Source organism: Streptomyces sp. TS71-3 (assembly GCF_018327685.1).
In the GTDB taxonomy this organism is placed as follows: domain Bacteria; phylum Actinomycetota; class Actinomycetes; order Streptomycetales; family Streptomycetaceae; genus Streptomyces.
On record NZ_BNEL01000001.1, the window covers coordinates 1,492,612 to 1,505,561 of the forward strand.

The window sequence follows — 12,950 nt, forward strand, 5'->3', positions numbered from 1 at the left end:
GAGTGCCGAGGCACAGGAGGTGGCCCCTTGACGACCCTGCCCGACCGGCCGAGCACCGCCCTGCTCGTCATCGACGTGCAGAACGGAGTGATGGCCGGCGCCCACGACCGCGACGCCGTCATCGCGAACATCAACGCGCTCGTCGACAAGGCCCGCGCCGAAGGCGTGCCCTTGATCTGGGTGCAGCACGCCAGTGACGAGCTCGTGCCGGACAGCGAGAGCTGGAGATACGTGCCGGAGCTGTCCCGGCGCGACCACGAGCCGCTCGTCCACAAGCGGTACGGCGACTCCTTCGAGGACACCGAGCTGGAGGCCGTGCTCGCCCAGCGCGCGGTGGGCCGGCTCGTCGTCACCGGCGCCCAGACCGACGCGTGCATACGCTCCACCCTGCACGGCGCCCTCGTGCGCGGCTACGACGTCACGCTGGTCGGCGACGCCCACACCACGGAGGACCTCACGGCGTACGGCGCCCCGGGACCCGCCGAGGTCATCGCGCACACCAACCTCTACTGGGGGTTCCAGACCGCCCCCGGCCGCAGCGCCGGCACGGTCGGCACGGCGGACGTGACGTTCGCCTCGGCCGCCACCGCCGGGGGCAACGGCTGATGACGGGCACCGCGTCCCGGGCCCGGGCGCCCCACGGCCGCCTGCCCCGGGGCGCGGGACATGCCCTCTCCTGGGCTCCTCCACCCGGGGCCTGGCTCCTCCACCCGGGCTCCTTCACCGGGCTCCGCACCCGGCGCCGGGCCGCAACGATTGTCCCGGCCCCATCCTTCTTCTGTACCTGACCTGTAACACGTGCCAACCCGCACCTTCAGACGGCGTCTTCCCTGGTGACTGCACCACCGTCCCCCACAGTGGAAGAGAGACACCATGCTCACCAGGACCGCGCGCCGTGGCCTCCCCGCCCTCGTGCTCGTCGCCGCCGGACTCGCGCTGACGGCCTGCGGGCCCGACGACTCCTCGTCCTCCTCCTCGTCCTCCGGTGACTCGTCGAGCGCGTCGGCTTCCACGTCCGGCGGCTCCTCGGACGGTTCCTCCGGCGGTTCGTCCGGTGGTTCCTCCGCCACGACGACCGGCTCGTCCAATGGCTCCTCCTCCGGTGGCCCGTCCTCCTCCGGCGGCTCCTCGACCGGCACCAGGAACACCTCCCAGAGCGGATCGGTCCAGGCCTGCGCGACCAACGAGCTGGAGGCCACCGCCGAGAACTTCTCGGCCGGGGCCGGCCACACCACGTTCCAGATCGTCTTCCGGAACGCCGCCTCGGCGCCCTGCGCCCTGACCGGTTACCCGGGCGTCTCCTTCGTCAAGGCGGACGGCTACACCCAGATGGGCAAGGCGGCCGCCCGCGAGGGCGGCTCGGCCAAGGCCGTCACGCTCATCCCGAACGCGCACGCCTACGCCGACGTCAGCGCCGTCAACGGCCCCGGTGGATACACCGACAAGCAGTGCGACCTCACCACCGTGCCCAGCCTCCGGGTCTTCCCGCCGAACCAGCGGAAGGAGCTGATCATCCACTGGAACAAGCAGGAGTGTGTCGGCTCCGGCATCCAGAACCTCCGGGTCGGCCCGGTGCACGGCAACAAGTAGCCACTCCCCACCCCCCACAGGAGGGCCCCGGACGCATCGCCGTCCGGGGCCCTTCGCCCGTTCCCGCCACCCCGCCTTGGAGTGCACTCGAACACTTGACTGGTGATCCCCTCGTGGGTTCTGCTCGGGAGCACCACCAGCCCCGAAGCCCGCCCCGGCACCCGGCCCCACCCCAGGCCCGACGTACCCCGGCCAGATCCCCGAGAAGGAACCCATGCCCGCGCAATCCGCCCCCTCCGCGTACTCGGCCCTGTCCCACCTCGAATGCTCCCGGACCGGCACCCGGCACGACGCGGACGTGGTCCAGGGCACCTCGCCCGCCGGCGCGCCGCTGCTCGCCCGTTACGACCTGGAGCAGGTCAGAGCCACGGTGACCAAGGAGGAGATCGCGGCCAGGCCCCCGTCGCTGTGGCGGTACCACGAGGTCCTTCCGGTGCGCTCGCCCGAGCACGTGGTGACGCTCGGGGAGGGTATGACGCCGATGCTGGACCTGCCCCGCTACGGCGCCGCCCTGGGCGTGCCGAACCTGAAGATGAAGGACGAGAGCCTGATCCCCACCGGCAGCTTCAAGGCCAGGGGTGCGGCGGTCGGCGTCTCGCGCGCGCACGAGCTGGGCGTCACGGGCATCGCCATGCCCACGAACGGCAACGCGGGCGCCGCCTGGTCCGTGTACGCCGCCCGCGCCGGCATGGGCAGCCTGATCGCGATGCCGGTGGACGCTCCCGAGATCACCCGTGCCGAGTGCGTGGTCTCCGGCGCCGAGCTGTACCTGGTGGACGGCCTGATCGGGGACGCCGGCAAGCTGGTGGCCGCGGCGGTGGCCGAGCGCACCGGCTACCAGGAGGTGTCCACCCTCAAGGAGCCGTACCGCATCGAGGGCAAGAAGACGATGGGCTACGAGATCGTCGAGCAGCTCGGCTGGCGGATGCCCGACGTCATCCTCTACCCGACCGGCGGCGGCGTCGGCATCATCGGCATCCACAAGGCGCTGCTGGAGATGCGGGAGCTGGGCTGGATCAGCGGCGATCTGCCGCGCCTGGTGGCCGTCCAAGCGGAGGGCTGCGCCCCGATCGTGGAGGCGTTCCGGCGCGGCGACACGGAGAGCGTCCCCTTCCCGGACGCGCACACGGTGGCGTTCGGCATCACCGTGCCCAAGGCGCTCGGCGACTTCCTGGTCCTCGATGCGGTCCGGGAGACCGGCGGGACCGCCATTGCCGTCACCGACAAGGAACTCCTCGCCGCCGAGGCCGCGCTGGCCCGGTCCGAGGGCGCCTTCATCTGCCCGGAGGGTGCGGCCTGCTTCGCCGCGGTCGAGCAGCTGCGCGGCAGCGGCTGGCTGCGCGGCGACGAGGAGGTCGTGGTGCTCAACACCGGTGCCGGGATCAAGTACCCGGAGACGGTGCCGGTGGACGTTCCCACCCTGCCCGTGGACGGCCGGATCCCGGGCGCCCCGGGGGCACGGTGACGGGCCCGGGGGTCTCCGCCCCCGACCCCGCCGACCCCGACCCGGACCGCGACCGCGACCCGGACCCAGACGCCCGGACGCCTGGCGGCTCCGGTTCCGGTCCGGGCTCCGGGGCGTCCGGCTCCGATCCCGGTCCGGGCTCCAGGGCGTCCGGCGGTTCCGGGACGCCTGCCGCCGTGGGCGCGGGCGCGGGCACGGGCACCGGTACGAGCACGGACACGAGCATGGGCTCGGACACGGGCACGGGCACGGAAGCGTTCGACCTCGGCCGGCTCGGCCGCTTCTTCGCCGTGGTGGAGCGGGCCGGCGGCCGGATACCCCACCCGTTCCTGCTCTTCCTCTACCTGCTGATCCTGCTGGCGGTGGTCTCCGCGGTGCTCGCCGCGCTGGGCGCCACCGCCCGCATCCCGGGCGAGGCCCGGCCGCTGCCGGTGGAGTCGGTGCTCTCGCTCGCCGGCGTGCAGCACCTGCTGGCGACCTTCGTGACCAACTTCATCGGCTACCCGCCGCTCGGCGTGGTGCTCGCGGTGCTGCTGGGCGTGGGCGTCGCCGAGCGGAGCGGCTTCCTGACGGCGGTGGTCTCCGCGGTGCTCGCCCGGGTGCCGCGCGGCCTGATGCCGTACGCGGTGACGTACATCGCCGCGCAGGGCCATGTGATGGGCGACGCCTCCATGGTGATCCTGCCGCCGCTGGCCGCCCTCGCGTTCCGCGCGGTGGGGCGGCACCCGATCGCGGGGATGCTGGGCAGCTTCGCCTCCACCACCGTCGGCTACGCCTCCGGCGTGCTGATCGGCTCCCTGGACGCCAACCTGTCGGCCATCACGGCCTCCGTCACGCCGCACGGGTTCGGCATCACCACCTCCGTGGTCATGAACTACTTCTTCCAGGCCGTCTCCGGCCTCGTCCTGCCGCTGCTCACCGGCTTCCTGCTGGTGCGCTGGGTGGAGCCCACGCTGCCGCCGTACCGGCCCGAGGACGGCGGCGCGCAGGACGCGCCGGCGCCGGCCGGGGAGGTCACGCCCGAGCAGCGCCGCGGCCTGCGGTGCGGCGCGCTCGCCCTCGCCGCGTTCCTCGTGCTGGTCTTCACCTGCTGGCTGGTGCCCGGCGGCCCGCTGCGCGGGCCGGGCGGCGGACTGGTCAAGTCGCCGTTCTTCGACGGCATCGTGACCCTGGTGATGCTGTCCTTCCTGATCAGCGGCATCGCCTACGGCATCCCCGCCGGCACCATCCGCAAGGCGAGGGACGTGCCGCGGCTGATGGCCGAGGCGCTTCAGGGCATGCTCGGCTACATCGTGATCGCCTTCACCGCGGGCCAGTTCATCGCCATGTTCACCTGGAGCCACGTCGGCGAGTACCTGGCGGTGCAGGGTGCCGGCGTGCTGCGCAGCGCGCACCTGACAGGGTTCCCCGCGCTGCTGGTGGCGCTGGTGTTCAGCGCGCTGCTGTCGCTGGTGGTGTTCTCCGGAGCGTCGCTGTGGACGGTGCTGGCACCGGTGCTCGTCCCCGTCTTCGCCGGGCTCGGCTACCACCCGGCGGTGGTGCAGGCGGCGTACCGGGTCGGCGACTCGGTGAGCCACCCGATCTCGCCCCTGAACCCGTACGTCTACATGCTGGAGCTGTCCGCCCGCACGTACGACAAGCGGTTCACTCTGGGCATGGTCTTCGCCCGGCTGAGCCTGTTCGTGGTCCCGGTGGCGGTGCTCTGGGTGGCCGTCTTCGCGGTGTTCTACTTCGCCGGGATCCCGTTCGGCCCCGGCGTGCCCACCAGGCTGGGGCACTGACCACGGCACACCAGGAAGGCAGGAAGGACGGAAGATGGGCGAGTCCACGGCGGTCCGCTGGCGGCGGGACATCCACCGCCACCCGGAGGTCGGCTTCACGGAGTTCCGCACCGCAAGCCTGATCGCCGGCCGGCTGGCCGACCTCGGCTGGCAGGTGCGGGCCGGCGAGGAGGTGATCAGCCCCGGCGAGCGGCTGGGCGTGCCCTCCGCCGACGTCCTGGACGCCGCCTACCTGAGGGCCGCCGACGAGGGCGCCGACCAGCGGTACCTGCCGGCGCTGCGGGGCGGGAACACCGCGGTGCTGGCGACCTGGCACGGGGCGCGCCCCGGCCCCGCGCTCACGCTGCGCGCGGACATCGACGCGCTGCCGATCACCGAGTCCGGCGCGGACGGCCACCTGCCCGCGCGGGAGGGGTTCCGTTCCGCGCACGAGGGCGTGATGCACGCCTGCGGGCACGACGGCCACATCGGCATGGCGATGGAGCTGGCCGAACGGATCACGGCCGATCCGCCGCCCGCCGGCTCCCTCACGCTGCTCTTCCAGCCGGCCGAGGAGGGCGGGCGCGGCGCACGGGCCATGGTGCCGTGCGGGGTCGTCGACTCCGCGGACGTCTTCCTCGCCGCCCACCTCGGCCTGAACCAGCCGACCGGCACGGTGGTCAGCTCGCTGGACGGGCTGCTGGCCAACGCGAAGATACGGGCGACGTTCCGCGGCACGGCCGCGCACGCCTCGCTCGCCCCGCACGAGGGCCGCAACGCCCTGCTCGGCGCCGCGGCCGCCACCCTCGCGGTGCAGGGGCTGCCCCGGGTGCCCGGCCACGTCACCCGGGTCTCGGTGGGTGCCCTGCACGGCGGCACCAGCAGCAACATCGTGCCGGACACCGCCGAACTGCTGCTGGAGACCAGGGCCGACGACGGGGACGTCAACGCCGACCTGGAGCAGCGGGCCCGCCAGGCGCTCGCCGGCGCGGCGGGGATGTACGGGCTCGACGTCGACATCGAGCTGATCGGGACGGTCACCACCGCGCGGGCGGACCGCGGGGCGGTGGAGCTGGTGGAGGACGCGGCGGCCGCCCGCGGGCAGCGGCTGGTCGTCCCGACCGGGGAGAGCGGGGTGGCCAGCGACGACGCGACCGCGTTGATGCGGCGGGTCCAGGAGCGCGGGGGGATCGCCGGGTATCTGGCGGTCGGGGCGGATCTTGCGTCGCCGCACCACACGCCTCGTTTCGACTTCGACGAGGCGGCGTTGGGGTACGGCGTGGATCTGCTGGAGGAGGTCGTGCGGGCGGCCTTGCGGCCGTGAGAGCCGGGTTCTTGCCGTTCAGTCTCGGCTCCCGGTGGGCCGGGGTTGTTTGCGCAGTTCCCCGCGCCCCTTTTTGGTGGCGCTTCGCGCCAGTTCACTGGATTTTGCCCCTTTCGGTTGAGTGGCAACTTTCCGATCGTCGGGGCCTCTCGCGCAGTTCCCCACGCCCCCTTCGTGGGCGCCCTTGGCCGTAAGGAGTGGCCGTGTGCCCTGAAGGGGCGCGGGGAACTGCGCGAGAAGCCCCACTCAGAGGAAGCCGCGACTCAGCCCGGAGGGGCAAGATCTCGCGGTTCGGCGCGAAGCGCCGCCAAAGAGGGGCGCGGGGCTGTGTCATCGTGCGGCTCCGCCGCGCGGGCGCGAGCAACCAGCCACCGGGCCGCAGACGACACGCCGGCCGTCGCCACGCGAAATTACGCGGCCCTAACATCCCGGGTGGCTCCGCCGCAGGCGGTTCCGCGTCATTCTGGCCACCGGAGTATGTTCAGGTGCCCACTTGGGGAGCGTCGTATGGAAGCCGTCATCGCCGTCGTGGCGATCGTCATCGTGCTGGGATTTCTGAAGTCGGCCCTGCGGGTCGTCAACCAGGTCGACCGGGGCGTGGTGTTCCGCTTCGGCAGGGCCCTGCCGGGGTACCGCCAGCCCGGGATGACGTTCCTCATCCCGATGGTCGACCGGATGCGCAAGGTCAACGTCCAGGTGGTCACGATGCCGATCCCGACGCAGGAGGGCATCACCAAGGACAACGTCTCGGTCAAGGTCGACGCCGTCGTCTACTTCCGGGTGACCGACCCGGTGCGCGCCTCCATCGAGGTGCAGGACTACAACTTCGCGGTGGGCCAGGTCGCGCAGTCCTCGCTGCGGTCGATCATCGGCAAGAGCGACCTCGATGACCTGCTCTCCGACCGGGAGCGGCTGCACGAGGGCCTCGCCCTGATGATCGACAGCCCGGCCGCCGGGTGGGGCGTGCACATCGACCGCGTGGAGATCAAGGACGTCCAGCTCCCGGAGTCCCTCAAGCGGTCCATGTCCCGCCAGGCCGAGGCGGAGCGGGAGCGGCGGGCCCGGGTCATCACGGCCGACGGCGAGTTCCAGGCGGCGCAGCAGCTCGCCAACGCCTCGCGGATCATGTCCGACACCCCCGAGGCCATGCAGCTGCGGCTGTTGCAGACCGTGGTGGAGGTCGCGGCCGAGAAGAACTCCACGCTCGTCATGCCGTTCCCCGTCGAACTTCTCCGCTACTTCGAGCGCGCCGCCCAGAACCTGAGCCCCGCCGAGAAGAAGTCCGGTGCCGAGCCCGCACCCGCCTCCCCGCCCGAGGTGGCGGACCTCGCGAAGCCCGAAGCGGTCGATCCGGCTCAGGCGTCCCGCCCCGCCGAGCTGGCCCCGAACCGGACCGGACCGGAGCCGGGCAGCGCCCCCCTGATCCCGAACCAGTCCGGACTCGACCAGAAGCCGGCCCCCGCCCCCGAGCCGGAGAGCTGAACTCGGGGGAAACCAGAGGAAAACGGAGAGAGTGGGGGCAAAGCTGCCTGTATCGCCCCCGCTCTCGCCACCCGGCACCGGATTCAGCAGCGGGGTCGCTCAATGCGTTCACATTCCCTTGTTGGACAGCACGCCGCTACCGGAGTGACGCTGTGATCCGTGCGCCGCGGCCGGTCTCCGAGCGCCGCACGCTCGCCCGGAGCCGGCATCCCCCGGCCGGCTCCGGGCCGGCCGGCCGCGGCCCCCCGCACAACGCGCCGTCGAAAGGCAGCCATTCATGCAGACCCGTCGTATCGGTGACGTCCAGGTCAGCGCGATCGGGCTGGGCGGTATGCCCATGTCCATCGAGGGGCGTCCGGACGAGTCCCGTTCGATCGCCACCGTCCACGCGGCCCTCGACGAGGGGGTGACGTTCATCGACACCGCGGACGCCTACCACCTGCACGCCGATGACGTGGGCCACAACGAGTCGCTCATCGCCGAGGCGCTCGCCTCGTACTCCGGCAGCGCGGACGTGCTGGTCGCCACCAAGGGCGGCCACCTGCGGCCCGGCGACGGCACCTGGACGCTCGACGGCCGCCCGGAGTACATCAAGCAGGCCTGCGAGGCATCCCTCAAGCGGCTCGGGGTCGAGGCGATCGGGCTCTACCAGTTCCACCGCCCCGACCCGAAGGTGCCGTACGCCGAGTCCGTCGGCGCCATCGCCGATCTGCTGGACGAGGGCAAGATACGGATGGCGGGCATCTCCAACGCCGACCCCGCGATGATCCGTACGGCCAACGAGATCCTCGGCGGCCGGCTGGTCTCCGTGCAGAACCAGTTCTCGCCGGCGTACCTCTCCAGCCGCCCCGAGCTGGACCTCTGCGCGGAGCTCGGGATCGCCTTCCTGCCGTGGAGCCCGTTCGGCGGCATCAGGCGCTCCGACCAGCTCGGCGCCACGCACACGGCGTTCGCCCGGGTCGCCGAGGCGCACGGCGTCAGCGCCTACCGGGTCGTCCTGGCCTGGATGCTGGCGCTCGCCCCGGTCGTCGTCCCCATACCCGGGGCCAGCCGCCCCGAGTCGATCCGCGACTCGGCGGCCGCGGCCGACCTCACGCTCACCGCCGAGGAACTGGCGGAACTCGGCTGATCCGGGGCGCGCATGACACCGTGCGGTCCGTGACGCCGTGTCGGTCCGTGACACCGTGCGGTCCATGACGCCGGGCCATACATGACACCTTGCCGCGCGTGACACCGTGCCGCCTAAGACATCGTGCCACGCGCGGCACCGTGCACGTCCGCCACCATGCACGCCCGACACGCTGCACGCCCGACACGGTGCATGTGTGACGCACGGGGCGGTGTGGTCGGGGTCACCTCACGCGGCTAGGCTCAGGGCCCCCACCGTGGACCTGACGAGGTGACAGCGTGAGACCCTTCCGTCCCCGTGCCCCGTTCCGCCCCCGCCCCGGCGCCCGTTCCCGCGCCGCCACCGCACTCCTCGGCGCCGCCGCGCTCACCGCGCTGTGCACCGCCGCCGCCTCCGCCGACACCCAGGGATGGGTGCAGACCGGGTCGTCGAGCGTCGACTCCCTGTCCGGCGGCGAGGGGCTCGCCACCCGCGACGACGGCTCGCTGCTCTACCGCGGCCTCGGCACCATCCCCCTGGACCTGCGGGTCCAGGGCTGGAACCACGTCGGCGACCCGGACATCTCCCGCGGCTACGTCTTCGACGCCTACCAGGGCCCCGACGACGCCACGTCCAAGATGTTCGCGGTCACCACGCCGGCCGGCACCCGCTACACGTACGTGCACCCGCTCGACACCGGCGAGAAGCTCAACAACTCCTTCGCCACGGTCTCCGCCGACTCCCAGTGGATGGTGTCCGGCGAGTGGGGCGACCAGGACAGCCTCCAGCTCTTCCCCGCCCCGCTGCTCAACCCGGCCACCCCCGCCACCGGCGGCACCCTCCCGCAGGCCGGCCGGATCACCCTGGACCACCCGGTCCGTGACATCCAGGGCTGCGACTTCGTCACGGACACCCAGCTGATCTGTTCCTCCGACGACGCCGGCACCGACCTCTGGCCCGACCAGCGCCCCCTGCTCCAGGTCGACCTGCCCCACGCCCCCGACGGGACGCCGGTCACCGCCCACGTCACCGACCTCGGCCCGCTGCCGCAGAAGAGCGCCTGCACGGGCACGTTCGAGACGGAGGGCGTCGACTACGACACCCGCAGCGGAACGCTGCGCGCCCAGGTGGTCCCGCCCAGCGTGTGCAAGGTCGCCACGACGGTGTACGAGTACCGGCGCGCGGGAAGCTGACGCCCGCGGGGCCGGCGGTCCGGGTCCGCCCCGGGCCGCAGGCCCCGCCTTCCGCGGCGAGCGGCGTGGTCAACGGACCGCGGCCCCGGGCCCCAGCGGGATCCCCGCCGCCCACCACGCCAGGAACAGCAGCGTCCACACGACCGTCATGGCGACGGCGAGCGGCAGCGTGTAGGAGGCGAGGGTGCCGATCCCCGCGTTCTTGCGGTACCGCTGGAGGAAGCCGAGCGCCATCACGAAGTACGGGCTCATGGGCGTGATGGCGGTGGAACCGGAGTCCGCGATCCGGAACAGCGCCTGCGTGGTCGCGGCGGGCACGTGCACCAGCATCAGCATCGGCACCAGCACCGGGGCCGCCAGCGCCCACATCGCCGACCCGCTGGTCACCATCACGTTGACCAGCGTCAGCAGGAGCAGCACCAGCAGGAACACCACCACGATCGGCAGCCCGCTGTGCCGCAGCGCCTCGGCCGCCCGGACCGCCAGCACGTCGCCGATGCCGGTCCAGTCGAAGTAGGCCAGGAACTGCGCCACGGCGAAGAACAGCACGAGCACCGGCGCCATCTGCACCACGCCCTCGCCCATCAGCTTCGGCACGTCGCGCGCCGAGGCGACGGTGCCCGCGCGGACCCCGTAGACCGTGCCGGCCACGGCGAACAGCAGCGCCACCAGCGCGGCGATGCCGTCCAGCAGCGGCGAGTCGACGATGCTGCCGCCCTTGCCGCGCAGCGGTGACGACTCCGGCAGCACCACCGCGACGACCGCGAGCACGAGCACCGCCAGGGCGAGCACGGCCCTGCGCAGCGCCGCGCGTTCGCGCTCGCCCAGGGCGAGCCCGCCGATGTCGGGCACGTCGGCGTCCTGGTCCGGGGCGAGGTCGGGGCGCCTGCTGAGCACGGCGCGGGTGACCAGGGTGATGACGGCCGCCAGCACGAGGGACGAGGCGATGTTGAAGAACCAGTTGCTCAACGGGGAGACGTAGGCGCCGTCTCCTCCCACGATCCTGGCGGCGGTGGTGGTGATCCCGGCGAAGATGGCGTCGTTGGGCGTGGGCACGGGGCTCGCGTCGTAGCCGGAGGCGATGGCCGTGTAGGCGACGACGATGCCGAGCACCGGCGAGCGCCCCACCGCACGGAAGGCCAGCCCGCCGAGCGGCACCAGGATGATGTAGGCGGCGGCCGAGGCGACATGGGCCACGGTGCCGGTGAACGCGACGGCGAACACCACCCAGGAGGCCGGCACCCGGGAGACGCCCGCCTTCATCAACGTGGCGAGGAACCCGGTGCGTTCGGCGACGGCGACGCCCATGATGACGACGACGATGGTCGCCATCGGCGGGAACACGGCGAAGTTGTCGACCATGGTGGAGACGGCCATGGCGAGGCCGTCCCCGCTCAGCAGGTTGCGGACGGCGACCGTCCGGCCGTCGTCGGGCGAGACCACGGACACGTCGAGGCCGGCCAGCAGGGCGCTGGCGGCGGCCAGCACCGCGGAGAGGATCCAGAACAGCCAGAAGGGGTGCGGCAGCGCGTTTCCGGCGCGTTCCACCACCGCCATGGCCCGTACGACACGGGGCAGCCGGGACTCGGCGGACACCTCGGGAGCTTCGGGAGCGTCTGGTGGGGCGGGGCGTGCGGCGGGCGCGGGATCCGAGGGGGACATGGCGGCTCCGTACGGGGGAGTGGGTGCGGGACGGGGCCCGCGGGGGAGAGGGACCGGGGCCCACCCGGCGGGAGGCGGTACACCGGGTGGGCGGGGGCGGTGAGGGGCGGCGCCTGCGGGTGCGTCAGGCGCGCTCTGCCTGTGGCAGGCGATGCGCCTACGGCAGGCGGTAGTGCTTCAGGAACCGCCACAGGACCTCGTGGGCCTCGATGGTCTGCGTGGTCTTGCCTCCGCCGCTGTAGCTGTCGGCGCCCGGCCAGGTGTGCCCGCCCCCGGCGACGGCGACGTGCTCGACCCGCGTTCGGCCGTCCGCGCCGGCCCAGGTGGACTCGGTGATGTCGGGTTCGATCACCCGGTCGGGCAGCTGCTCGGTGCAGCCGTCGCGCTCCGCCCAGCCCGCCACCCAGTCAGGGATGGCCGGCAGGCCCCGGTCCTCGTCGCCCGCGTACGGGATGGTGGTGTCGCCCGTGCCGTGGAAGTCGATGACCGGCACCGGGCGGGACGGGTGGCAGTCGGCGCTGGTGCCGGTGCCCGGGTAGAAGGCGCCGGACACCGGGGCTATCGCCGTGATCCGGTCCGCCATGCGGCAGGCGAGCAGGCCGGTGAACCCGGCGCCGTTGGACTTCCCGGTCGCGTACACGCGCCGGCTGTCGAGGCAGAGCTGGTCCTCCAGGGCCGTCAGCAGGTCGCCGGTGAACGCCACGTCGTCCACCCCGGGCGCCTCGTAGGGCGCGCCCTGCCAGGCCTGGCGGTCGCCCTCGCCGGTGCCGACGACTCCGTCGGGGTAGGCGACGACGGCGGGGAGCGTGGAGAGCTTCGAGAACTCCTCCGTGCCGGCGCCGGTGTTGCCGCGCCCGTGGAAGGCGAGGATCACGGGCCAGGGGCGGTCGGCCCGGTACCCGGCGGGCAGGTGGAGCTGGTAGGTGCGCTCCCGGCCCCCGCTGGCGAGGGTGTGCAGCACGCTGGTGCCGGGTTGTTGGGGTGCGGTGGTCTGGCATCCGGCGGTGGGCGCGGGAACGTCGGCGGCTGCTGCGGGAACGGCACCGGCGGGGGCTGGTGCCGCGGCCAGTCCGGCGAGTGCGGTGAGGACCGCGGTGGCCATCGCGCTGAGGGTGCGCAGGCGGGTGGAGTTTCTCTTCACGGCAGGCTCCTTCCGCCGGCCGGGCATGCGGCCGGCCGGCTGGGCGCGGGTACGGGGGCGGGCGTGTCTTTGCTCCCCCACTGCCTTGAAGGCGTGGGAGGTGCCCCCATCCCCGTGCCCCTTCGTGGGTGCGGTTGGTGCAAGGTGACCCCGGCGCCCCGAGGGGGCGCGGGGAACTGCGCGAGCAACCACCCGCCGGGGGATGGTCCGGGGTGAGCGATGAAG

Annotated in this window: 10 protein-coding genes; 8 read left to right on the forward strand and 2 right to left on the reverse strand. The window is 73.0% G+C overall.

Annotated features, from left to right (window positions below; genetic code table 11):
• Positions 1-27 precede the first annotated feature (27 nt).
• From Sm713_RS06190 to Sm713_RS06225, 8 genes are all read left to right on the forward strand, one after another.
• Positions 28-606, forward strand: coding sequence for a cysteine hydrolase family protein (locus tag Sm713_RS06190; RefSeq protein WP_212908648.1), 579 nt, complete (start codon positions 28-30; stop codon positions 604-606).
• Positions 607-873: 267 nt separating this feature from the next.
• The gene (locus Sm713_RS06195) at positions 874-1,590 is read left to right on the forward strand and encodes a DUF4232 domain-containing protein (protein WP_212908649.1); all 717 of its coding nucleotides are present in this window, start codon (positions 874-876) and stop codon (positions 1,588-1,590) included.
• 214 nt (positions 1,591-1,804) lie between these two features.
• Positions 1,805-3,055, forward strand: a complete 1,251-nt coding sequence (locus Sm713_RS06200; RefSeq protein WP_212908650.1) for a threonine synthase — start codon at positions 1,805-1,807, stop codon at positions 3,053-3,055.
• Positions 3,052-4,836 carry an AbgT family transporter gene (locus Sm713_RS06205; RefSeq protein ID WP_212908651.1) on the forward strand — a complete coding sequence of 595 codons (1,785 nt, stop codon included), beginning with the start codon at positions 3,052-3,054 and terminating at the stop codon, positions 4,834-4,836. The genes Sm713_RS06200 and Sm713_RS06205 overlap by 4 nt, the downstream gene beginning before the upstream one ends.
• A 34-nt stretch (positions 4,837-4,870) precedes the next feature.
• On the forward strand, positions 4,871-6,139 hold the full coding sequence (locus Sm713_RS06210) for an amidohydrolase (RefSeq protein ID WP_212908652.1): 1,269 nt from the start codon (positions 4,871-4,873) through the stop codon (positions 6,137-6,139).
• Between the two features lie 507 nt (positions 6,140-6,646).
• On the forward strand, positions 6,647-7,621 hold the full coding sequence (locus Sm713_RS06215; RefSeq protein ID WP_212908653.1) for a slipin family protein: 975 nt from the start codon (positions 6,647-6,649) through the stop codon (positions 7,619-7,621).
• 277 nt (positions 7,622-7,898) lie between these two features.
• Positions 7,899-8,750, forward strand: coding sequence for an aldo/keto reductase (locus Sm713_RS06220; RefSeq protein ID WP_212908654.1), 852 nt, complete (start codon positions 7,899-7,901; stop codon positions 8,748-8,750).
• A gap of 374 nt (positions 8,751-9,124) precedes the next feature.
• Entirely contained in the window at positions 9,125-9,922 is a 798-nt protein-coding gene (locus Sm713_RS06225; protein WP_212911821.1) for a hypothetical protein, read from the forward strand.
• 69 nt (positions 9,923-9,991) lie between these two features.
• Here the strand turns inward: Sm713_RS06225 and Sm713_RS06230 are convergent, their stop codons facing one another.
• Positions 9,992-11,518, reverse strand: a complete 1,527-nt coding sequence (locus Sm713_RS06230; RefSeq protein WP_249416132.1) for an AbgT family transporter — start codon at positions 11,516-11,518, stop codon at positions 9,992-9,994.
• 223 nt (positions 11,519-11,741) lie between these two features.
• Positions 11,742-12,725, reverse strand: coding sequence for a PHB depolymerase family esterase (locus Sm713_RS06235; protein WP_212908656.1), 984 nt, complete (start codon positions 12,723-12,725; stop codon positions 11,742-11,744).
• Between the last annotated feature and the right edge of the window lie 225 nt (positions 12,726-12,950).

What these genes read in the sequence shown, in the direction of transcription:
- Sm713_RS06220 (WP_212908654.1), top strand. Translation starts at nt 7,899, where the DNA reads ATGCAGACCCGTCGTATCGGTGACGTCCAGGTCAGCGCGATCGGGCTG.
- Sm713_RS06195 (WP_212908649.1), top strand. Translation starts at nt 874, where the DNA reads ATGCTCACCAGGACCGCGCGCCGTGGCCTCCCCGCCCTCGTGCTCGTC.
- Sm713_RS06215 (WP_212908653.1), top strand. Translation starts at nt 6,647, where the DNA reads ATGGAAGCCGTCATCGCCGTCGTGGCGATCGTCATCGTGCTGGGATTT.
- Sm713_RS06200 (WP_212908650.1), top strand. Translation starts at nt 1,805, where the DNA reads ATGCCCGCGCAATCCGCCCCCTCCGCGTACTCGGCCCTGTCCCACCTC.
- Sm713_RS06210 (WP_212908652.1), top strand. Translation starts at nt 4,871, where the DNA reads ATGGGCGAGTCCACGGCGGTCCGCTGGCGGCGGGACATCCACCGCCAC.